Here is a 21,552-nt window from a genome sequence, read left to right as displayed (position 1 = left end):
TTACCTGGCGCGGATTATAAAGAGCATCCCGGCAATTGACTATTGACGAGGATAACATTTCTTTAAAATAAGATGAATTTTAGCAACAAAAATCACCTGGTGGTCTACTGCAACGAAAATCTCACCGTCGCCACCTGTCCGGCGTCATCCATTACCAGCAGTTGATAATCCCCTTTGGTCGCCAGCCGTAGCGTAAGACGGCGTCCGCGTTCATCCAGCCGTTCACCGTTAAGAAACCACCAGCGATCGCCAGTCCCACCGCTGGTTTGTACCGGCAATGAGGCCAGCGCAGAACCGGGTAAACGCTTCACGATCGCGCCATCACGAACCCCTGTCAACTGCAACGGCAGCGAAGCATCCTGCCCCAGCGGCGGACACGTGGCAGAAACCGGCGGTAATCTCGCCCCACGGCGCTCTGACTCCGGCAGCCATGGCTCCAGCGGTAAAGGCCAGACGATTAACGTTTGTTCGCGCGCCTGCGGGCAATCCGCCGCCACACGTTTGCCTTCATCATCCAGCCAGACGGGGAAACGAATGCCACTCACACCCTCCTGTTCGGGCAATAACAACGTGGGCGGCTGGCTGCCCTCCAGCAGCCAGGTTGCCAGACGGCGTCGACAGTTGCTGTCTCCGGGCGCAAGTGACTGCCCGCCCGGCCAGCACACTACGCCGCGGCTAACGGATTCAGGGCGCGGATCCTCCGGCTGATTTGTCCCGCGAGAGAGCAAAAGATTGTTGACCTGATTGAGCAGCGGCACGGCGCTGGCAAAACCAAACTGGCCCACCACCGGCGTACCGTCGGGTCTGCCGGTCCAGATCCCCATCACATAACGGGCGTTAACGCCAATCGCCCACGCATCGCGATAGCCATAACTGGTACCCGTTTTCCACGCCAGCGGAACCACTCTGCTCAGCGCGTTATCCGGCAGCGGTTGCGCTTCGTCAGCCATAATGCGGCGAATAATCCACGCCGCGCCTACCGACATCAACGGACGCTCCAGCAGTGGATCGTCTGGCTGCAGGCGCAGTTTTCCCGCTTTTCCCTGACGGGCAAAGGCACTGTACGCCGCCGCCATGTCTTCCAGTCTGGCCCCTGCCCCACCCAAAATCAGCGACAGATTCGGTGCGGCACCTGCGGGCAGATACAGCGGTAAGCCAATGTTACGTAACGATGCGGCAAAACGCTTCGGGCCATAGGCTTCAAGTACCTGCACGGCGGGTAAATTCAGCGAGCGCACCAGCGCTTCGCTCATACTGACCGGGCCATGAAAACCACTGTCAAAATTCCCTGGTCGATAATCTCCGGTTCGACGCGGCACATCCTGCAACAATGAAGCAGGATGAATTAATCCGTCATCCAGCGCCAGACCATAGATAAACGGCTTCAGCACCGATCCCGGCGAGCGGATCGCATTCACCATATCCACATGGCCAAAGCGGGAGTCGTCATTCATATCTACCGACCCCACCCAGCCACGCACGCTCATATCAGTGTGATCGACCACAATCATCGCCAGCGAACTGCGCGCAGGTAAGCGGCCCTTCCAGTTTTGCGCCAGCTCTTCCAGTTGGCGCTGCAATCCGGCGTCAAGGGTGGTCACGATTTTATCGCTCCGGCTTTTTCCCAGCATCATGCGCGAGAATAACGGCGCTAACTGCGGCATTTGTCTGGGCGCCAGCCAGACCGGTTCTTCGCGTGACTCCTGCACCTGTCTGGCAGGCCAAACGCCCTGCGTCGCCATGCGTTCAAGCACTTTATTGCGCGCCGCTTCAGCGCGGTCCGGCCAGCGGTCCGGGCGCAGACGGCTCGGTGCCTGCGGCAACACGGCCAGCAGCGCGGCATCGGAATAACTCAACTGTGCGGGTGATTTACCAAGGTAGGCCCAGCTCGCAGCACCCACGCCCTGCAGCGTGCCGCCAAACGGCGCACGGTTAAGATATAGCGTCAGGATGTCGCGCTTAGAAAGATGCCATTCCAGCTGCAATGCACGCCAGAGCTGGCGGAACTTGCCGCCGAAAGTTCGCGGGTGGGGATCGAGCAATCGTGCGACCTGCATGGTGAGCGTACTGCCGCCTGAAACGACGCGACCTGAGGAGAGGTCCTGCCATGCCGCGCGCAGCACTGAAAACGGATTGACGCCGGGATGTTTCCAGAACCAGCGGTCTTCGTAGTTGATTAACGCCTCAAGGTAACGGGGGGACACCTCATCAATAGTCACCGGATAACGCCAGATGCCGTCCGCGTCGGCGAAGCGCCATAGCGGCGTACCATCGTAAGCCACCACGACACGTGCCGGATCGACTTCGTGAAGCGGCAGCGGCCAGATTTTATCTGCCGCCCAAACCCCCGCTACCAGCAATAGCGCAACGGCTGCCAGCCAGAGCCAGCAGCCGCGTTTCCCCAACCCGCGCATCATTTACGGTCTGACAATCAAAAGCCCCTCTGTCGCACCGGTCGCGCGCCACTGCGGAACATACATTGACTCCACCTGCGGCACAGGAACCTGATAGGTCCCCGGCGTTACCGCCCGCGCCAGATAGACCAGCGTCACCGGCTGCCCTTCGTTGACCGCTACCGCGGCGACAAAGCGATCGTCACGGAACTCAACGTGCTGGATATCCGCCTGCTGCATCTGATTGAGCAAATTCGCTACCTCGCTGCCGCTGTCCTGCAGGCTGGCGCTGCCGTTGGCCAGATTCTGGTTTTCCAGCTCCAGGCCGGCTGGCAGTAAGTCGACCACCAGCGCATCCGGTACGTTCTGGCTGGCTTTCACCTCCAGCCAGACCAGTACCAGCTCGCCGCTGCGCAGAGAATCCAGCGCTTTGCTGTTCCCGTCGAGCCCCAGGATCTGACGCTCAATGTGCAGGACGTTGCTGGCAGGCGTCGGCGAGGTTTGCGGGTAACCACTCACATCCAGACGCAGCCACAGCGGCAGATTACCGGTATTGATGACGTTCAGCGTAGACAGCGCGTCAGCATCCAGATTACGCGTTTGTGATTTCTCCCCGGCTAACGCCTGTTCAGAGAGTGACGTTTGCGCCTGCCACGAGCCAGGCAAGTCCTGTAACGTACGCGCGGCAAGGAACAGCGCATTGTTTTCCTGAGTAGAGAGCCAGCGCTGCCCAAAGGCCTGTTCTGACAAAGTGTTCAGCAGCGTATTCTGCACGTCAGGTTTAAGCTTGTTCTCTTCCAACAATGCCAGCATCAGCGCGTTGTCACGTAGCTGACTGCCGTAATCCGCCATCCACTGCTGCGCATCACGGCGTGGCGTATTCAGCGCCAGCGTCAACGCTTGTTCACTGCGGTTGGCGTCGCCCATGTTTTTCAGCGCTATCCCCAGTTGCAACAGCGGTAAACCGGAAGCCGCCTGTGCACGACGCTCCCAGATCTCACGCAGCGCGCCGAGCGGGGCTTTCTGCTGACGAGCCAGCACCAGCGCGGCGTAGGCCTGTACGGCAAACCGGCTTGCTGATGCGTCGTCGGTATAGCGAATCGACATCATGCCCGGATCCTGCAAATAGCGCAGCAGCCGCTCGTTACCCCGGTTAATCACCTCTGCCGGAACGCTATAGCCCTGTTCATTCGCGCGAACGAGGAAATCCATCACATACGCGGTCAGCCAGTACTCTTCCGACCCGTTCTTATCCCACAGCGCAAAACCGCCGTTATCACGCTGCATTTGCAGTAAACGAGAGATGCCAATCTCTACTGCCGCACGGCGTTTTTCATCGCTGTCGCCCGCGATACCTAACGCCTTCAACTGCGCGGCATTGGTGTATAAGGATGGGAACAACCCGCTCGCCGTTTGCTCGAGGCAACCGTAAGGGTAAGCTTTCAGTTCACGGATATAGCGCGCCAGATTCAGCGGTGGTTTACCGCTGAACAGCAGTTGTCCCTGCATCGTCACAGGAGAGAAATTCGTCAGTTCTTCGCCCGGAAGCTGCCAGGTTGCGCCCGGCTGAAGTGCGACGCCGTAATTAACAGTTTGCGCCGGGAACGCCGGTCGCACGCCAATTTTCCACTGTTTATGCTGAACAGGCAGCGTTTCACCCGGTAGATTCAGACCGCTAATTTGCGCCTGAATTTCGCCATCGCCAAAGCCCTCCCGCGCACGCACCGGAATAAACAGCGTAGTCCGTACGCCTGGCGCCAGATTCACCGGGGCGGGATCTTGCCCCATCAGCTCCAGTAAACCGCTGGCCGCGAGATTAATAATCAGCGTTTGCGGTTTGTCAGTCAGGTTGGTCACGTCCAGCGTCAGGCGCGAGGTATCGCCCCCCGCCAGAAAGCGCGGCATGTTCAGTTCAGTAATTACCGGCGCGGCGACAATCACTTTGCTTTCGCTACTGCCAAAGTCATCCGCCGTCCAGGCTTGCGCCATTACCCGCAGCTCGCCGTTGAAATCACCAATTGGTAACTTCACCGTACCTTCGCCCTGCTCGTTAAGCGTCACCGGCAGCGCCTGTTGCGCCACGATATTGACGTGATTAACCGGTGGCTTGCCGCCGCGTTTTAACTCATCGCCATCACCACCAAAGCGCAGCGCCGCCAGACGTCCTTGCCCTTCGATCACCTGGCCGTAAATATCATAAATATCCGCGCCATAGCGTTTTTGCCCGAAAAACGCCTGCCACGGATCTGGCGTGGCGTAATCGGTAATGTTCAACACCCCGCTGTCAACGGCTGAGACCAGCACGTTAACCTGTTTTGGCACGTCGCCATTTTTAACGCTGGCTTTAATCTTGACGGTCAACGGCTGATTTGGACGCATTTTCGCCGGACTTTCCAGCTCCAGCGCCAGACGACGGTTTTCATCGCCTAACGGCAAATGCAGTAAGCCGACTGCCCGCTTTGGCGTTGCCGAACGAGACTTGTCGCCAGGACGAACCACCAGCGCGCTGAGATACAAGTCATGGCGATTCCAGGTTTTATCGACCGGGATGGAGATATCAAGACCATCCGTCGGTACGTCTATCTCTTGCCACCACAGCGGGCCTTCGCTGGACTCCACCATCGCGTAACCTTTGCCTGCAGCGGGTGCGGCAATGTGTAGCTTCATGGTATCGCCGGGACGATAGCCGGGTTTATCCAGTTTCAGGGTCACGCGATCGGGACGTACTGTCCCGCTGCCGTCGCTGTTATCCTGCCAGCTATAACCAGCCCAGAAGCGCACGCTGCTCACCGCATCATTCGGAGCTTTCACTTCCAGGCGATAGGCACCCCACTCGACCGGGAAGCTGACTTTACCGGTCTCATCGGCCTTCAGATCCAGGGTCTGCTCACCCTCAACCAGATCTTTTTGATCGAACTGCGATTGCCAGCCCTCGCCTTCAGACCAGTTCCAGTAATAATCACGGCGTTCACGGATCAAACGCACCTGTAAACCGGACACCGCTTTTTTCTCACCTTGCGCATCGGCATACACAATATCAAAAGCGGCATTGCTGTTTTCATCAACGCCAGGCTGATTGACGGTAGTATCGGTGCGGTAGTCATAAACGGCTCTCGCCGCAAACTGCGGACGAATACCTGGCAGCGTATCCGCAGGCCAGATGGCTTGTTCAACCCGACGCGTCACCGGACGGCCACCCGACTCCAGCAGACTGGCTTGCAGAATCACCTGTAACGGAGAATGCGTCTCCTGCCATTGGCTGCTGGTAGTCACTTCGCCGCGACCGTGGTCATCCAGCGTCAACTGAACCTCATCGAGGCTGCGAGAAAGATTTTCTTCAGCAATATTACCAAACTGGAACCCCGGTAATGCCTGCACCGCTTCCCGCAACGGGCGCAGGAAAAGCTGCCCTTGCAGAGCATTACCGTTGGCGGGCGCGCCGTACAGGTAGTAGCCCACCACCGAGAACTTCACTTCATCAGTTGGAGCCAGCGGCATCTTATTGGCGGTGAGATTGAGCGCCATCCGCTCAGGCATGAAATCTTCGACGTGGAAATCCCACATCCGCGACTGGTTGTCGCCAGTATTGGCACGAATATGCCACATGCCGGTTGGCGCGCTGCTGTCCAGCGGCCAGCTAAAGCGATACAGACCGTTTTCCGGCTGGCTCACTACCGAGCGTAACACCTGTCCGTCGGGCTTAACGACCTCCAGCTTCACCGGCTGGTCAGGCAGCGTTTTGCCGTCGCTATCTCGCAGTAATCCGTTGAGGATCACCGTTTCGCCAGGGCGATAGAGGTCACGGGGGCCAAACATAAAGAACTGCTTGCTGTATCCCGGCGCGCCGGCAATATCAAATTCAGCCAGATCCAACGCCGGGAGCTTCAGGTCCAGCAGCGTGGTTTGCCCGTCTTTACGGGCCAGCAATAAGGCCGCGTCTTTATCGGTTTCCAGCTTGACGTGACCCTGCGCGTCGCTGGTAGCCTGCGCCAGTGTCTGCCCTTTTTCGTTGAGTAACGTGACCTCAATACCCTGCTGCGCAGCGCCGTTTTCCAGACTCTGCGTAAAGACATCCAGTTGATTGTAGTAACGGTGCGCAGAGACACCAATGTCACTGAGCGTAAACAGCGTAGCAGCATTGCTGTAGTTATAGTGTCCGGCCTGATTCATCACCGCAATGTAAACACCTGCTTGCTGCAACGGCTTGATATCGCTCAGTGGCAGTAGCAGCTTCTCTCGGGTGTTACGCTCAGGATTGAGGTCAAAGCGTCCGGTATAAACCAGCTCCGCCATTTTCAGCAGATTGTCTGACTCCCAGTTTGACAACGAATTACGGTATTCCCACTGGCTGACAAACGCACCGAGCGACTCAGGCTTCACGCGAAAGAAGTTCACATCCACGCTATTAACGTTAAGGGCCATCACCGGTAACCCTTCAATCACTTTTCCCGGCAGCAGCGAGCCGCGACTAGCGAACCCTACGCTTGGCTGGACGTCGCGGGTGGTAATGTTTTTTTCATAATCGATAGCGAACGTCGCTTTATTCAGCGCCAGTAAATCACGCTCAATGGTAACCACCAGTTCCCGGTTAGGTTCGAGATGGCGTAAGCGTAGCTCTTTTAGATTTGGCGCCAGCTCCCAGGCACCATCCACTTTTCCGCTTTTTTTATCAACAACGTGCACTACGCGAGAAAAATCTTGTTCCGGATCGAGGGGAATGGAAAAGGTCAAAACGAGCGTTGCCACGCCGTCGAGTTGGACCTCTGAGGCATCAAGCAGCGTCAGCGACTTGCCCTGGCTTTGCTGAATCAGCTTTTGTAATTGGGCCTTATCTTTTGCTGGCGCAGTCTGCGGTGCAGGCGCATCAGGCTTCGCAGCCGTCGGTGATTTTTCGTTATTATTATCGCACCCAACCAGTGCCAACATCAGCATACAGGCCGCTACGCGTAAATGTTTCATTTTTCATCCCTGGCCGTAGTGGCCCGTTAGCTACGTAGAACAACTATTATGCGTCAGATTTTCGGCGTTGGAAGCCAGTAACTGTCCTACGTTGTCCTATTTTTTCGTGATTAATGTGGATTCGCCTGACAAATCAGCCTCTTTTACTTGTCGCATTGCACTAAACATCCGACAATTTGCCAAAACCTGGTAAAAATGGAGATGCCTATGACCACCGCCTTTTTTGTCGCTGCCGACTGGCTTGCCGAACACATTGACGATCCGGAAATACAAATTCTTGATGCCCGGATGGCACCTCCAGGACAGGAAGATCGCGATGTTGGCGAGGAGTATCGCGCGGGCCATATTCCTGGCGCAGTCTTTTTTGATATTGAAGCGCTTTCCGACCATACGTCACCGCTACCGCATATGATGCCGCGACCGGAAGCCTTTGCCGTAGCGATGCGCGAATTGGGCGTTCATCAGGATAAACACCTGGTTGTCTACGATGACGGCAACCTGTTTTCCGCGCCACGCGCATGGTGGATGCTGCGGACATTTGGTGTCGAGAATGTCTCCATTCTGGCGGGCGGTCTGGCTGGCTGGCAGCGCGATGAGCTAATGCTCCAAGAAGGAAATGAGGATTTACCGGAAGGTGAATTTAACGTGGCATTTACGCCTGAAGCGGTTGTGCGCGTTACCGACGTACTGCTGGCCAGTCATGAAAAAACGGCGCAGATCGTCGATGCCCGACCGGCTGCGCGTTTTAATGCCGAAGTTGACGAGCCGCGTCCGGGCCTCAAGCGTGGCCATGTGCCTGGTGCGCTTAACGTACCGTGGACAGAGCTGGTTCGTGACGGTGAACTGAAAACTACCGACGAACTGGATGCTATTTTCTTCAGCCACGGCGTAAGCTTTGACCGTCCCATTATTGCCAGCTGCGGCTCAGGCGTCACGGCAGCGGTGGTTGTGCTGGCGCTTGCCACGCTGGGCGTTTCTAACGTCGCATTGTATGACGGCGCATGGAGCGAATGGGGCGCGCGTAACGATTTACCGGTAGAACCGGCTGAGACTCAATAAAATCTGATTTACTCATCTTTTTCACCCACAAAAAAACCGCTCAATGAGCGGTTTTTTTGTGCCAGTCCGGTTCGCGGCCTTTCCAGCAGGCTGTGCTGCTTTAGCAACGCAGGCTCATCGTAGCGAACTAATACTCCCTTTTGAGGGAGAAAAAGCCAACTGAGTTAGCGGCAAAATTATTCAGTGCGCGAGGTATTATCCTTCGTGGCGGATTTCCTTCACTCAGATAATCCGGTTCTGTTTGAAATCGCGCAGGAAACCGCCCCAGCGGCGTTCGTAGAACGGTGCGATGTGCTCAGTGATAAAGTGACTCACGCCCTTCTCACCTTTCTTCACCTGGCAGATATCAATGGGTTCATCACCCGGCAACGTATCGGTCGCGACGCTACCCGCAGCATGGATGATCTCTTCAATATCACCTTCAGCTTCAATACCAATCAGCAGATTCGGCTGGGCTTCCGCACTTTCTTTGATTGAGCAGAGAAATGCGCGTTTTACCGGCTTAATGGTTTTAAACAGCGTGGTCAGTGAGTCAATCATCTGCGCCGGAGGTTCGGCGACTTCAGAAAGGATCAGCGATTCACCACCTTCCAGTACTTCCTGGGTGCTTAGCGGATTACCCTCTTCCCCCATCAGCAGGCTGATTTCACGCGGCATAAACTCTTTGCCGGTCGGCAGTTTAGCGTTGAGAAAGAGCGTTTCGCCAAGCGTCATTTCAAATAGCGTACGCACCGGCATAACGACAAATGCTTGCTCATCTTCAACCGCCTGTTGCAGGGCTTCCAGGGAGGTGAAGAACGGGATCACGGTCGTGCCGTCTTCTTTTTCCCAGTGTTGAAGGTCGAGGGCACTGTCTTCTACTACCGCCTCGCCTTCTGCGGCAGTACCCGGCACCCAGACGGTGGATTCCAGTAAAGTACGGAAAAATGCCGGACGATGCGCAGGCTCTGTCGCTGCTTGCTCCAGCAACGTTTCTAATTCATTTTTTGTTTCGGACATAAGTATCACAAATTGGATGAATACATGTAAGCCGGATAAGCTTAGCGCCATCCGGCAATACAGTCGTGAATTATGCGGTCAGCAGATTCGCGATGGTGCGCACACCCAGACCAGTTGCGCCCGCAGACCACTGCTCAACCGGCGCTTTGCGATAGGTTGCAGAGCAATCGATGTGCAGCCAGCCTTGCTGGTAATTTTCCACGAAATGAGACAGGAAGCCCGCCGCGGTGCTTGCACCCGCTGGGTAGGCCGCACTGCCGGTATTATTCAGCTCAGCAAAATTTGACGGCAGTTGACTACGGTGGAACTCTGCCAATGGCAAACGCCAGAACGGCTCGTTTTCTTGCGCCGCACTTGCCAACAAACGCGCGGCCAGTTGGTCATCAAAGCTAAACAGCGCGTGGTAATCGTTGCCCAGTGCGGTTTTCGCCGCGCCGGTCAGCGTGGCAGCATCAATGATCAATTCAGGTTTTTGCGCGCTGGCATCGATCAGGCCATCGGCCAGTACCAGACGCCCTTCAGCATCGGTATTCATCACTTCAACTTTTTTACCGTTGCGATAGTGAATGATATCGCCAAGCTTAAAGGCATTGCCGCTGATCAGGTTATCCGCGCAGCACAGATACAGCTTCACACGCTTGTTCAGGCCACGGGTGATGGCAAAAGCCAGCGCGCCGGTGACCGTTGCTGCACCGCCCATATCGGACTTCATTGAGTCCATAAATGCGCTTTGCTTGATGCTGTATCCGCCGGAGTCAAAGGTAATTCCCTTGCCAACCAGGCAGGCATAAACTGGGGCTTCTTTGTCGCCAGTCGGGTTGTAATCCAGCGCCAGCAGCACCGGCGGGCGTTCAGAGCCTCGACCCACGGTATGCAGCCCCATGTAGTTCTGCTCGCGCAGATCTTCACCTTTGGTAATACGGTACGAGACGTTGTCGCAGGCCACGCCGCACAGCAGGTCTACCGCGCGTTGCGCCAGCTGTTCCGGGCCCAGCTCTTCTGCAGGTGCGTTAATGGTATCGCGCACCCAGTCAATAATCTTCAGACGGTTATCCAGCTCTTTGCGCTGCGCCTCGTCCAGAGCGGCCCACTCAACTTTGCGGGTGCCTTTTGGTCCTTTGTAACCCTGCCAGAACGCCCAGCTACGTTCGGTATCCCAGCCTTCACCATCCAGTTGGACATGTTTAATACCCAGGCCGTCAATTTTACGCGCGGCGCGCTGGATAAGGCTGAGATCATCTTTTCCGTTCAGGTGCAGGGTAATACCGTCATTATTAATGCTGTATGTCGCCTTTTCACCCCAGCGAGCGTCAGCGGGTTGCGTGGAAAGCGTAATTTTCATGGCTTCTGTCATTTTATTTATCCTTATTTCGCGCATACAGGAAAACGGGCCACCCGTGGGCAGCCCGTTGACTTATTCGGCTTCGTCCAGCCAGACCAGTAAAATGGCCTCAAGGATTTTTTCGTTCGATGCCTGTGGATCATCATCGAACTCTTCCAGGTCACAGATCCATTGGTGCAGATCGGTGAAACGAACGGTCTTGGGATCGAGATCGGGGAACGCGTCGTACAGCGCCTCGCCGATTTCGCGGCTATCGGTCCACTTCAGTCCCATACTACCCTCTGTTAATGCTCACGTGCATGATTGATTGTGTAACGTGGGATTTCGACCACTAAATCGTCCTCGGTTACCCGTGCCTGACAGCTTAAACGGCTCTCCGGCTCCAGTCCCCAGGCTTTATCCAGCATGTCGTCTTCTTCTTCTGTGCTTTCCGGCAAAGAATCAAAACCTTCACGTACGATGCAGTGGCAGGTCGTGCAGGCACAGGATTTTTCACAGGCGTGTTCAATCTCGATACCGTTACGCAGGGCAACGTCGAGAATGGTTTCGCCGGTCTCAGCTTCCAGAACTGCGCCATCGGGACAGAGATCCTGATGAGGCAAAATAACAATCTTTGGCATATTAAACCTCGTCCACGGAATGGCCTTTCAGCGCGCTACGGACGGATTTGTCCATACGGCGAGCGGCGAATTCCTGGGTTTGTTTGTCTACGTTTTTAATGGCTTGTTCTATCGCGTCAACATCGTCACCCTGTGCTACCTCGCTCAAGTGCGCGGCGGCGGTGTCGATAGCCTGACGTTCTGCGGCGCTTAACAGCGCGGCATCAGCGTTCAGCGCACCGGATAAACTCTCCAGTACGCGTGCCGCTTCGACTTTCTGTTCTGCCAGCATACGAGCTTTAACGTCCTGCTCGGCAAAACTCATCGAATCCTGAATCATGGAGGCGATTTCACTGTCGGTCAGACCGTAGGACGGTTTGACCTGAATCGAGGACTCAACGCCGGTGGATTTCTCCATAGCAGTGACGCTCAGCAGCCCATCAGCATCGACCTGGAAGGTCACGCGGATATGCGCGCCGCCTGCCGGCAACGCCGGGATACCGCGCAGCGCAAAACGCGCCAGTGAACGACAGTCCTGCACCAGCTCACGCTCGCCTTGCATCACGTGAATGGACATCGCGGTTTGGCCATCTTTAAACGTGGTGAAGTCCTGCGCGCGCGCCACCGGGATAGTGGTGTTACGCGGGATCACTTTCTCCACCAAACCGCCCATGGTTTCCAGTCCCAGAGACAGCGGGATAACGTCCAGCAGCAGCATTTCGCTGTCCGGTTTATTCCCGACCAGAATATCCGCCTGGATTGCCGCACCGATAGCGACCACTTTGTCCGGGTCGATAGAGGTCAGCGGCGTACGGCCAAAGAATTCACCGACGCGTTCACGTACCAGCGGCACGCGCGTTGAACCACCGACCATTACCACTTCCAGCACATCCTGCGGCTCAACGCCCGCATCTTTCAGCGCACGGCGGCAGGCCAGCAGCGTACGTTTAACCAGTGCGGAAATGAGTTCATTAAAGGTTTCACGGGTGATTTCACCCTGCCATCCCGCCACGTTAACCGTCACAGAATCGGCGTCGCTGAGTGCGATTTTCGCTGCAATCGCGGCATCCAGCAGTTCGCGCTGTACGCGGTTATCGCTGCGATCGGCAACGCCCGCCTGCTCGCGAATATAGTCGGCCAGCAGATGGTCAAAATCGTCGCCGCCCAGTGCGGAATCACCGCCGGTCGCCAGCACTTCGAACACGCCGCGACTCAGGCGCAGAATAGAAATATCAAAAGTACCGCCGCCAAGGTCATAGACCGCGATCACGCCTTCCTGACCGGAATCCAGGCCATAAGCGATCGCCGCAGCGGTCGGTTCGTTCAGCAGACGCAATACGTGCAGGCCCGCCAGACGCGCGGCGTCTTTCGTCCCCTGACGCTGTGCATCGTCAAAGTAAGCCGGAACGGTGATCACTACGCCATCCAGTTCGCCGGACAACGATTCGGTTGCCCGCGCGGCCAGCGCTTTCAGAATGTCAGCGGATACGCGCACCGGATTAAGCAAACCGGCAGCGGTTTCAATCATCGGCAGGCCGTTTTCGCTCGCCTGGAATGAATAAGGCAGATGCGGGTAACGCGCCTGGATATCCGCCAGAGAGCGGCCCATCATGCGTTTTACCGAGCTGACGGTGTTTGCCGTATCCTGCGCTGCATTGGCGCGGGCATCGTAACCGACCGAGTAGCCCTGTTGCTGATAGTGAACCACTGACGGCAACAGGTGGCGACCTTCATGATCTGCCAGCGTTTCGGCCTGGCCGCTGCGTACGGTCGCAACCAGGGAGTTGGTGGTGCCTAAATCGATACCGACCGCCAGACGACGCTGGTGCGGCGCGGCGCTCAGACCAGGCTCACTAATTTGTAATAAGGCCATTTTCGCTTCCGGAAATTAAAAATCGAGCAGTTTTTCTTCGAGTTGTTCTGCACTGCTTCGCAGTTTATCGAGAAAACGCAGCTTACGCACGGTATCTGCCGCTGCGTCCCACGTCTCGCTATCCAGCTGTTCCACCATCAGTTGATGGCGAACGTTGTACATTTCGCTGACGCGTTGCATAAACGCATCCAGCCGTTGATTGTCTTTTGCCTGTTCAATCTCGTCCAGCTCTTCGCGCAGCTCCAGCTGTTCCATCAGAAACGCGGTATCGCGCACCGTGTGCTGCTCGCTGCGGATATCAAAGCCGTGTAAAGACAACAAGTATTCGGCGCGCATCAAAGGATGACGCAGCGTTTGCCAGGCCTGGTTGATAGTGGCGGACTGCGAAACCGCAGCAAGTTGTTCCGCCTGAGAACCGCTGGCGAATTTATCAGGATGATACTGACGTTGCAGATCCTGAAAACGTAGGCTCAGCGCCTGAGTATCGAGCTGATAACGGGCCGGTAAGCCAAAGAGGGTGAAGTAGTCCATAACATTCTCAGGGCATCGATTCTCTGTTGTTCGATGAGGCAAAACCAGAGAGTCAGGTAAAACAAACCCCACGCGCAGGCGACCACGGTGGGGTTATCAGTAAGCGCGTTACACGTGGAAGCTTTCGCCGCATCCACATTCGTCTTTCACGTTCGGGTTAGTGAACTTAAACCCTTCGTTCAGACCTTCTTTGACGAAGTCTAACTGCGTACCGTCGAGGAATTGCAGGCTCTTACCGTCGATCACGACTTTTACGCCTTTGTCTTCAAACACGGTATCTTCAGCCGCCGGCTCGTCAACAAATTCCAGTACATAAGCCATACCTGAGCAGCCGGAGGTTCTCACGCCCAGACGCAGACCAAACCCTTTACCGCGGTTTGCCAGGAAGGTATTTACACGCGCTGCTGCACTGTCGCTTAAGGTAATCGACATAATAAAACCTCAACTCTTAATTATTTTGCTTCACGTTTGCTTTTGTAATCCGCAATCGCGGCTTTAATCGCGTCTTCAGCCAGAATAGAGCAGTGAATTTTCACCGGTGGCAGTTCAAGCTCGTCGGCGATATCGGTATTTTTGATCGCCTGTGCTTCGTCCAGAGATTTCCCTTTTACCCATTCGGTAACCAGAGAGCTGGAGGCAATAGCGGAACCGCAGCCGTAAGTCTTGAAACGCGCGTCTTCAATGATACCCTCATTGTTGACTTTGATCTGCAACTTCATCACGTCGCCACAGGCCGGTGCACCCACCATGCCGCTGCCCACGTTCTCGTCGCTGTTGTCAAAAGAGCCCACGTTACGTGGATTCTCGTAATGATCGATTACTTTTTCGCTGTAAGCCATGATGAATTCTCCTTATCGGTACCGATTAGTGATGTGACCATTCAATACTGTTCAAATCCACGCCCTGTTTGAACATTTCCCACAGCGGGGAAAGGTCGCGCAGGCGGCCAATGGAGTTGCGAACCAGATTGATGGCGTAGTCAATCTCTTCTTCGGTAGTGAAACGACCTAAAGAGAAACGAATTGAGCTATGTGCCAGCTCGTCGGTCATCCCCAGCGCGCGCAGCACGTAGGATGGCTCCAGGCTTGCAGAGGTACATGCAGAACCGGAGGACACAGCCAGGTCTTTCAGCGCCATAATCAGCGACTCGCCTTCAACAAAGTTGAAGCTAACGTTGAGAATGTTCGGTGCGCCCTGCTCGAGGTCACCATTGAGGTACACCTCTTCCATATCTTTCACACCGTTCCACAGACGGTTACGCAGAGTGCGCAGGCGCGCCATCTCGGTTTCCATCTCTTCTTTGGCGATACGGTAAGCTTCACCCATCCCGACTATCTGGTGCACAGGCAGCGTACCGGAACGCATACCGCGCTCGTGACCGCCGCCGTGCATCTGCGCTTCAATACGAATACGCGGTTTACGACGAACGTACAGCGCGCCGATACCTTTCGGGCCATAAATTTTGTGGCCGGAGAAGGACATCAGGTCAACTTTCAGTTGGCTCAGATCGATAGGCAGTTTGCCCACGCTCTGAGTCGCATCAACGTGATAGATGATACCGCGGGCACGGCACATTTCGCCGATGGTTGCGATATCCTGTACCACGCCGATTTCGTTGTTAACGTGCATGATGGAGACCAGAATGGTGTCGTCACGCATTGCCGCTTCAAGTTCTTTCAGGTCGATAATGCCATTACGCTGCGGGGCGAGGTAGGTCACTTCAAACCCTTCGCGCTCCAGCTGACGGCAGGTGTCCAGCACGGCTTTGTGTTCGGTTTTGCTGGTGATGATGTGCTTGCCTTTTTTCTGGTAAAAGTTGGCTGCACCTTTAATCGCCAGGTTATCGGATTCCGTCGCACCGGAAGTAAAGACGATTTCACGCGGATCGGCACCGACCAGATCAGCGATCTGATTGCGGGCGATATCTACCGCCTCTTCAGCTTGCCAGCCGAAACGGTGTGAACGGGAAGCTGGGTTACCAAAGTTTCCGTCCAGGGTCAGACACTGCATCATTTTCTCGGCAACACGCGGGTCCACCGGCGTGGTTGCGGAGTAGTCGAGATAGATCGGTAATTTCATTGCTCTATAAACTCCGTACATCGCTTCAATGCAAGGAACCAGGCAACCGGCTGGATGTACGACCGAGTTAACGGGGCGTCTGGCACCCCGGCCTGATTCTGAAATACTTTTTACGCTTCATCTTTCTGGCTGCCTTGATGCAACCAGAAGATATTGCGTAATTTTTATTAGGCACGCAGTTTGACGTCGATAGCGTCTTGCGTGCGAGTGCTGCGTGGAGCGTCATGTGTGTGCTGGCGACCAGACACATCCAGGACTTCCTGATTATTCACCAGTTCGCCCAACGTAATGTTGTTGAGGAAACCGGTCAGACGATCGCTCAGATCGCGCCACAGCGCGTGAGTCAGGCATTTATCGCCGCCCTGACAACCGCCTTTGCCCTGGCAACGGGTCGCGTCTACAGACTCGTCAACAGCGCTAATCACTTCACCTACTGCGATGCTGCCGGCATCTTTACCCAGCAGATACCCGCCGCCTGGTCCACGTACGCTGGAAACCAGACCGTTTTTACGCAAACGGGAAAACAGCTGCTCCAGATATGACAGGGAAATTCCCTGACGTTCAGAAATATCAGCCAACGGTACCGGGCCCGTTTCGGAGTTGAGCGCAACGTCCAACATTGCGGTCACGGCATAACGCCCTTTTGATGTCAGTCTCATGTCTTACTTAGCCTCAAACTCGCCCCTGCCCGGGGTTTTTTATTGTAAAATGGGGGTATTGCATAGCAGGGGCAAGTCTGACATTCCCGACTAAATCAGTCAACTATTTACTTGACTAATTTAGTCAGGTATTTAACCTTCAGTGCCATTTTCACTTACCGGATGGCGCTTCGCTAATCCGGCCTGGAAATCGTGCAGCCATCCGGCATCAAGACGCTTACTTGCTTTTATTCTGCTGCTCTATAGAAGCTAAAATTCCGCGCAAAATGTTCAGCTCCTGGCTCTCAGGACGCGCACGAGTGAACAGACGGCGCAGCTTGTTCATCACCTGCCCCGGATGTCCTTCGCGGATAAACCCGGTCGACAGCAGCGTTTGTTCCAGATGACCGTAAAAACGCTCTAAATCATCGACCAGCGGATACTCAGCTTCTTCGTATTCTGCGGTCTTGTCGCTTTCCTGCGTTGCCAGCCAGGCCATGCGAACTTCATAAGAGATGACCTGCACCGCCATCGCCAGGTTGAGCGAGCTGTATTCCGGGTTTGCGGCAATGGCGACGTGATAATGGCACTTCTGCAGCTCTTCGTTGGTCAGGCCAACGCGTTCACGTCCAAACACCAGCGCCACCGGCGAGTTCGTTGCTTCAGAGACGCTTTTTAAACCGCATTCACGCGGATCCAGCATCGGCCACGGCAGCGTACGGGAGCGCGCGCTGGTACCCACCACCAGGCTGCAACCCGCCAGCGCTTCATCGAGAGTATCGACGATCTGCGCGCTGCCGATCACATCGCTGGCACCTGCCGCCAGGGCGATGGCCTGGGAGTCCGGTTTAACCAGTGGATTTACCAGCCACAGATTAGTTAAACCCATGGTTTTCATTGCGCGGGCCACAGAGCCCATGTTGCCAGTGTGAGAGGTTTCCACCAGCACGATTCGAATATTTTGCAGCATTGTATTTCTTCGGCTAAAGATTATTCGGGCATATTATCATAAAACGAAGACATATTCCGAACTCGCTGCTATACTCTGCGCCGTTTTCCCGTTCTTTAACATCCAGTGAGAGAGACCGATGCATCCGATGCTGACCATCGCCGTGCGCGCAGCGCGCAAGGCGGGTAATGTAATTGCCAAACACTACGAAACGCCAGACTCTGTAGAAACCAGCCAGAAAGGCAGCAATGATTTCGTGACTAACGTCGATAAAGCCGCCGAAGCGATTATTATCGAAACAATTCGCAAATCTTACCCACAGCACACCATCATCACCGAAGAAAGCGGTGAGCATGTTGGTGAAGATCAGGATGTTCAATGGGTTATCGATCCACTGGATGGCACCACCAACTTCGTAAAACGTCTGCCGCACTTCGCGGTTTCCATCGCAGTACGCATTAAAGGCCGTACTGAAGTCGCCGTTGTTTACGATCCAATGCGTAACGAACTGTTCACCGCAACCCGCGGCCAGGGCGCACAGCTGAACGGCTACCGTCTGCGTGGCAGCACCGCACGCGATCTGGACGGCACCATCATCGCCACCGGTTTCCCGTTCAAAGCGAAACAGCACGCCGCGTCTTACATGAAAATTCTTGGCAAGATGTTTACCGAGTGCGCTGACTTCCGCCGCACAGGTTCTGCTGCGCTGGATCTGGCTTACGTTGCCGCTGCACGTGTTGACGGTTACTTCGAAATCGGTCTGAAACCATGGGATTTCGCCGCAGGTGAGCTGATTGCTCGTGAAGCAGGCGCACTGGTTTGCGACTTCACCGGCGGTCATAACTACATGGCGACTGGCAACATCGTTGCAGGTAATCCGCGCGTAGTGAAAGCCATGCTGGCTAACATGCGTGACGAACTGAGCGACGCGCTGAAGCGTTAATTCAGTACAGCCCGGTGGTGTCATGCTTACCGGGCTTACGTGTTGATACAGGCCGGATAAGGCGAAGCCGCCATCCGGCTTTGATTAAAACGGTCTAATCCCTCGCCCCACCGGCACCGCGCTCACCCACATCACTACCGCAGCAGCAATCAGCACCGCACCACCGGCTAATGCCAGCGTCGTCCAGCCAATCTGTCGCCACAGCACCGGCGCTTTATGTCCGCTAAGTCTCACCGCCAGCGAGCGGAAACTGTGTACCAGCAAAGCCAGTGACGTAATCGTCAAAGAGGTTCCGGCCGCCATCGCCAGCGCCGACGCCATGCCCCAGCTAAAAACGCCAACCACTTTGCTAAACAGTAAAACCATAATTGCCCCGGAGCATGGCCGCATTCCCATAGACAAAACGATCATCAGCCGGGCGCGCCAGTCATCACCGCTTTGCAGCTGTTCAGGATCAGGCAAATGCTGATGCCCACAGCCACAGCCCTCGTGATGCACATGGTGCGGCGTGAAGGCGATAAATTTCGGGCGACGCAGCAACTGGCGCAATTTCTTCAGCGCACGGACGCACAATAAAACGCCCAACACGCCAACCAGCGCATAACTCCCTTTCTCCAGCCAGAAACTACTCATATGTAGCTGTCGCGCAGGCAACTGCAAAATGGTGAGCACCACAACCACCAGCCCGATGGCGACCAGTCCCTGTAATAAAGATGAGGCCAGCGTCAGGCCAATACTCGACCTCAGCTTCGAGGGATGCGTTGCCAGCCAGGTGGTAATGACGACTTTTCCATGTCCTGGTCCCAACGCATGCAGCACGCCATAGAGAAAACTAAACAGCAGCAGCGATCCCCCGGCCTGGGCCGGATTGGCGGCAACGGCTTTCAGCAAACCGCTCATCTGCTGGTTAACGTCGCGCTGCCAGACGACACTCTTCATCATCACCTGCGGCCAGGCCTGCCATAGCCACAGTATGCCGACTGCAGCCAGCAGTAAAAACACCGCCAGCGGCCATAGCGTGAGCCAGCGGCGTCTGGCGGCGCGTTGTTGATAAACTACGGACATTGCAGCGTCACCGTCTGTGCAAACTGTTTACCCAATTCCATATCCTCCGGCGGTGCGTCTTCTTTATCCAGCGACTGCGCAAAGCTCAGCATTTGTTCATTCGGCGTCGGCGTATGTACTGAAATACGGCATTGCTGACTTATGGCCTGCGCCAGCCAGGCATCGCTGTCTTTGTCATAGCTCATATCAACGTAGTAGGTGGGGTCGAAGGTTGAAATGGTATATTTTTGACCGCTCAGCGGCTGAGCTTCCGCCAGCGGCAACACGAACGTCAGCACTGCCTGATGTTCTTCACGCTCCATGCCATATTCCGTCGGCCTGTTTTTAAACTTTACCTTTTTCCCGTCGTGCCACACTTCGGTGAAATAGTGTTGCCCGAGGACGTTGGCCATCACTTCTGCCGCCAGTTTTTTCCAGATCTCATCACCAGGCTTGGCATTTCCCGCATCGTAAAGCAGATCTGCCGAGGTGATTTCATCCATCGTCCAGCGCATTTTTAGCGCGACGAACTGGTCATTCTCGCTCACTATCTCGGTTTTCAAATGGATAAAGCTGTGGGGATGCGCACCTGCGCCAAAGGGCAGGATCGCGAGAAACAACGTCATAATGATACGTTTAACGCCTTGCATGAGTTCTCCACGAGAAAAATCTACACCGCCACAAATAATGATGCCGTGTTTGGCGAAAGTGTGCTGAGGATACCATTGAACGAAAAAATGTTGAGCCCCCTTTTCCGGTATCGATTCAGTTCTCAATTTCAACAATTTCTTCTTCAGCAACATCCTCCCAAATACCTTTTCGTCGCCACAACTTAAGTAAAATGATAACAATTTGTTAATTTATGGTTTCATTTTAATGTTTTGTTAACACTAAATTTAAATCCCTGAGTGTATTTCCGTGCAAATTTAACTAATATTTAACCGTTTATTTTCCATAAAATTACAATAATGGGCATCGATCACATTCACCAAACTTGTAATTCATTCCCTCTTCCATTCGTTGTTAACTTCACGCCGTGACATGTCCTGCCCCCTACGAAAGGTACAACTATGAAATTCAAACTCGCATTACTCAGTGCAACCCTGGTTTCTGCATGCATGTTGTCCGGCACGTCCTTTGCGGCGGAAAAATATGAAATTGCTGTGGTTGCCAAAGTCACCGGGATTCCGTGGTTTAACCGGATGGAAACCGGTGTTAATGAAGCAGCAAAAAAACTGGATGTGAATGCTTACCAGACCGGGCCTTCCACGCCGGATCCGGCACAGCAGGTCAAAGTGATTGAAGATCTGATCGCCAAAAACGTCAATGCCATCATCGTGGTACCGAATGACGCCAAGGTCCTTGAGCCAGTACTGAAAAAAGCGCGCGATAAAGGCATTGTCGTTCTGACGCACGAATCCCCGGATGAGCAAATTGGCCAATGGGATATCGAAACCATCGATAGTGAAAAATACGCGCAGGCCAACGTCGATGAGTTAGCAAAAAATATGGGCGGCAAAGGGGGTTACGCCATCTATGTCGGTTCACTGACGGTGCCGCTGCATAACGCGTGGGCGGATTATGCAATTAAGTACCAGAAAGAAAAATATCCGGAAATGTTTGAGGTCACTTCACGTCTGCCGGTCGCGGAAAGCATCGATAAATCCTACGCCACGACGCTGGACCTGATGAAAACCTATCCACAGATGAAGGGCATTATCGGTTTCGGCTCGCTGGGTCCAATCGGAGCGGGTCAGGCTGTGCAGAAAAAACGCGCCAAAGATAAAATCGCCGTCGTCGGGATCGCAATGCCAGCACAGGCTGCACCTTACCTGATGCGTGGTGATATCAAAAAAGCGCTGCTGTGGGATCCAAAAGACGCGGGCTACGCGCTGGTAACGGTTGCCGATCAGCTGTTGCAGGGCAAAGAAGTTAACGCCGACCTGAGTATCGATGGTTTAGGGAAAGCCGATATCGACACGGAGAAGAAAGTGATCCGCTTTAACAAGATCCTCGAAGTCACCAAAGACAACGCACAATCACTTGGTTTCTAAGGCTTTAGCCAACACCAGGGAACCTTAACGCCGGCCGTCTGGCCGGCGCTATCAACCAAACTAACACTCAGCGTCCATCCGGGCGCTCGC

General features: G+C 54.9%; 18 protein-coding genes. 3 read left to right on the top strand and 15 right to left on the bottom strand.

Going from position 1 to position 21,552, the window contains the following annotated elements:
* Nucleotides 1-104: 104 nt before the first annotated feature.
* Nucleotides 105-2,417 carry a peptidoglycan glycosyltransferase PbpC gene (pbpC, locus tag OGV75_RS19200; RefSeq protein WP_047416426.1) on the bottom strand — a complete coding sequence of 771 codons (2,313 nt, stop codon included), beginning with the start codon at nucleotides 2,415-2,417 and terminating at the stop codon, nucleotides 105-107.
* Nucleotides 2,418-7,352 carry an alpha-2-macroglobulin family protein gene (locus tag OGV75_RS19195; RefSeq protein WP_286453702.1) on the bottom strand — a complete coding sequence of 1,645 codons (4,935 nt, stop codon included), beginning with the start codon at nucleotides 7,350-7,352 and terminating at the stop codon, nucleotides 2,418-2,420. It lies immediately after the preceding gene.
* Between the two features lie 207 nt (nucleotides 7,353-7,559).
* Here OGV75_RS19195 and sseA point away from each other — a divergent pair, with 207 nt between their 5' ends.
* Complete coding sequence (gene sseA, locus OGV75_RS19190) at nucleotides 7,560-8,411, top strand: 3-mercaptopyruvate sulfurtransferase (RefSeq protein WP_047358240.1); 852 nt, start codon at nucleotides 7,560-7,562, stop codon at nucleotides 8,409-8,411.
* A 222-nt stretch (nucleotides 8,412-8,633) separates the two neighbouring features.
* On the opposite strand, the gene sseB is transcribed toward sseA, so the two are convergent.
* The 11 genes from sseB to trmJ all read right to left on the bottom strand — a co-directional run bounded on the left by sseB (nucleotide 8,634) and on the right by trmJ (nucleotide 17,442).
* Nucleotides 8,634-9,410 (bottom strand): enhanced serine sensitivity protein SseB, encoded by a 777-nt coding sequence (gene sseB / locus OGV75_RS19185; protein ID WP_016157136.1) that lies wholly within the window; start codon nucleotides 9,408-9,410, stop codon nucleotides 8,634-8,636.
* Between the two features lie 70 nt (nucleotides 9,411-9,480).
* Nucleotides 9,481-10,764, bottom strand: coding sequence for an aminopeptidase PepB (gene pepB / locus OGV75_RS19180; protein WP_016157137.1), 1,284 nt, complete (start codon nucleotides 10,762-10,764; stop codon nucleotides 9,481-9,483).
* A gap of 60 nt (nucleotides 10,765-10,824) precedes the next feature.
* A complete protein-coding gene (iscX, locus tag OGV75_RS19175; protein WP_003037694.1) occupies nucleotides 10,825-11,025 on the bottom strand; it encodes a Fe-S cluster assembly protein IscX in 201 nt (66 codons plus the stop codon).
* Nucleotides 11,026-11,036: 11 nt separating this feature from the next.
* Nucleotides 11,037-11,372, bottom strand: a complete 336-nt coding sequence (gene fdx / locus OGV75_RS19170; RefSeq protein WP_003037690.1) for an ISC system 2Fe-2S type ferredoxin — start codon at nucleotides 11,370-11,372, stop codon at nucleotides 11,037-11,039.
* Between the two features lies 1 nt (nucleotide 11,373).
* Entirely contained in the window at nucleotides 11,374-13,224 is a 1,851-nt protein-coding gene (hscA, locus tag OGV75_RS19165) for a Fe-S protein assembly chaperone HscA (RefSeq protein WP_047416438.1), read from the bottom strand.
* A 15-nt stretch (nucleotides 13,225-13,239) separates the two neighbouring features.
* Complete coding sequence (hscB, locus tag OGV75_RS19160) at nucleotides 13,240-13,755, bottom strand: co-chaperone HscB (RefSeq protein ID WP_016154008.1); 516 nt, start codon at nucleotides 13,753-13,755, stop codon at nucleotides 13,240-13,242.
* Nucleotides 13,756-13,863: 108 nt separating this feature from the next.
* Entirely contained in the window at nucleotides 13,864-14,187 is a 324-nt protein-coding gene (iscA, locus tag OGV75_RS19155) for an iron-sulfur cluster assembly protein IscA (protein WP_003835203.1), read from the bottom strand.
* A 20-nt stretch (nucleotides 14,188-14,207) separates the two neighbouring features.
* Nucleotides 14,208-14,594 (bottom strand): Fe-S cluster assembly scaffold IscU, encoded by a 387-nt coding sequence (gene iscU, locus OGV75_RS19150; protein WP_002913991.1) that lies wholly within the window; start codon nucleotides 14,592-14,594, stop codon nucleotides 14,208-14,210.
* Nucleotides 14,595-14,619: 25 nt separating this feature from the next.
* Nucleotides 14,620-15,834: a cysteine desulfurase gene (gene iscS, locus OGV75_RS19145; RefSeq protein ID WP_016154009.1), complete on the bottom strand. Its 1,215-nt coding sequence runs from the start codon at nucleotides 15,832-15,834 to the stop codon at nucleotides 14,620-14,622.
* A gap of 167 nt (nucleotides 15,835-16,001) precedes the next feature.
* Entirely contained in the window at nucleotides 16,002-16,493 is a 492-nt protein-coding gene (iscR, locus tag OGV75_RS19140) for a Fe-S cluster assembly transcriptional regulator IscR (protein ID WP_005120405.1), read from the bottom strand.
* Nucleotides 16,494-16,710: 217 nt separating this feature from the next.
* A complete protein-coding gene (trmJ, locus tag OGV75_RS19135) occupies nucleotides 16,711-17,442 on the bottom strand; it encodes a tRNA (cytosine(32)/uridine(32)-2'-O)-methyltransferase TrmJ (RefSeq protein ID WP_016154010.1) in 732 nt (243 codons plus the stop codon).
* Nucleotides 17,443-17,560: 118 nt separating this feature from the next.
* Here trmJ and suhB point away from each other — a divergent pair, with 118 nt between their 5' ends.
* A complete protein-coding gene (suhB, locus tag OGV75_RS19130) occupies nucleotides 17,561-18,364 on the top strand; it encodes an inositol-1-monophosphatase (protein ID WP_046275219.1) in 804 nt (267 codons plus the stop codon).
* Between the two features lie 84 nt (nucleotides 18,365-18,448).
* On the opposite strand, the gene OGV75_RS19125 is transcribed toward suhB, so the two are convergent.
* Nucleotides 18,449-19,429 (bottom strand): nickel/cobalt transporter, encoded by a 981-nt coding sequence (locus OGV75_RS19125; protein ID WP_049041547.1) that lies wholly within the window; start codon nucleotides 19,427-19,429, stop codon nucleotides 18,449-18,451.
* The gene (locus tag OGV75_RS19120; protein ID WP_279262830.1) at nucleotides 19,420-20,058 is read right to left on the bottom strand and encodes a DUF1007 family protein; all 639 of its coding nucleotides are present in this window, start codon (nucleotides 20,056-20,058) and stop codon (nucleotides 19,420-19,422) included. Before OGV75_RS19120 ends, OGV75_RS19125 begins: the two co-directional genes overlap by 10 nt.
* Before the next feature lie 420 nt (nucleotides 20,059-20,478).
* Between OGV75_RS19120 and OGV75_RS19115 the strand changes: the two genes are divergently transcribed.
* Nucleotides 20,479-21,462: an autoinducer 2 ABC transporter substrate-binding protein gene (locus OGV75_RS19115; protein ID WP_003037665.1), complete on the top strand. Its 984-nt coding sequence runs from the start codon at nucleotides 20,479-20,481 to the stop codon at nucleotides 21,460-21,462.
* The last annotated feature ends 90 nt before the right edge of the window (nucleotides 21,463-21,552 follow it).

Origin of the sequence: Citrobacter sp. Cb028 (genome assembly GCF_030336705.1) — a bacterium.
Taxonomy (GTDB): domain Bacteria; phylum Pseudomonadota; class Gammaproteobacteria; order Enterobacterales; family Enterobacteriaceae; genus Citrobacter; species Citrobacter braakii.
Note: the sequence above shows the minus strand (reverse complement) of the source record. Positions and strands in the feature narration are given on the sequence as shown.

What these genes read in the sequence shown, in the direction of transcription:
- pbpC (WP_047416426.1), bottom strand. Translation starts at nt 2,417, where the DNA reads ATGATGCGCGGGTTGGGGAAACGCGGCTGCTGGCTCTGGCTGGCAGCC.
- OGV75_RS19195 (WP_286453702.1), bottom strand. Translation starts at nt 7,352, where the DNA reads ATGAAACATTTACGCGTAGCGGCCTGTATGCTGATGTTGGCACTGGTT.
- sseA (WP_047358240.1), top strand. Translation starts at nt 7,560, where the DNA reads ATGACCACCGCCTTTTTTGTCGCTGCCGACTGGCTTGCCGAACACATT.
- sseB (WP_016157136.1), bottom strand. Translation starts at nt 9,410, where the DNA reads ATGTCCGAAACAAAAAATGAATTAGAAACGTTGCTGGAGCAAGCAGCG.
- pepB (WP_016157137.1), bottom strand. Translation starts at nt 10,764, where the DNA reads ATGACAGAAGCCATGAAAATTACGCTTTCCACGCAACCCGCTGACGCT.
- iscX (WP_003037694.1), bottom strand. Translation starts at nt 11,025, where the DNA reads ATGGGACTGAAGTGGACCGATAGCCGCGAAATCGGCGAGGCGCTGTAC.
- fdx (WP_003037690.1), bottom strand. Translation starts at nt 11,372, where the DNA reads ATGCCAAAGATTGTTATTTTGCCTCATCAGGATCTCTGTCCCGATGGC.
- hscA (WP_047416438.1), bottom strand. Translation starts at nt 13,224, where the DNA reads ATGGCCTTATTACAAATTAGTGAGCCTGGTCTGAGCGCCGCGCCGCAC.
- hscB (WP_016154008.1), bottom strand. Translation starts at nt 13,755, where the DNA reads ATGGACTACTTCACCCTCTTTGGCTTACCGGCCCGTTATCAGCTCGAT.
- iscA (WP_003835203.1), bottom strand. Translation starts at nt 14,187, where the DNA reads ATGTCGATTACCTTAAGCGACAGTGCAGCAGCGCGTGTAAATACCTTC.
- iscU (WP_002913991.1), bottom strand. Translation starts at nt 14,594, where the DNA reads ATGGCTTACAGCGAAAAAGTAATCGATCATTACGAGAATCCACGTAAC.
- iscS (WP_016154009.1), bottom strand. Translation starts at nt 15,834, where the DNA reads ATGAAATTACCGATCTATCTCGACTACTCCGCAACCACGCCGGTGGAC.
- iscR (WP_005120405.1), bottom strand. Translation starts at nt 16,493, where the DNA reads ATGAGACTGACATCAAAAGGGCGTTATGCCGTGACCGCAATGTTGGAC.
- trmJ (WP_016154010.1), bottom strand. Translation starts at nt 17,442, where the DNA reads ATGCTGCAAAATATTCGAATCGTGCTGGTGGAAACCTCTCACACTGGC.
- suhB (WP_046275219.1), top strand. Translation starts at nt 17,561, where the DNA reads ATGCATCCGATGCTGACCATCGCCGTGCGCGCAGCGCGCAAGGCGGGT.
- OGV75_RS19125 (WP_049041547.1), bottom strand. Translation starts at nt 19,429, where the DNA reads ATGTCCGTAGTTTATCAACAACGCGCCGCCAGACGCCGCTGGCTCACG.
- OGV75_RS19120 (WP_279262830.1), bottom strand. Translation starts at nt 20,058, where the DNA reads ATGCAAGGCGTTAAACGTATCATTATGACGTTGTTTCTCGCGATCCTG.
- OGV75_RS19115 (WP_003037665.1), top strand. Translation starts at nt 20,479, where the DNA reads ATGAAATTCAAACTCGCATTACTCAGTGCAACCCTGGTTTCTGCATGC.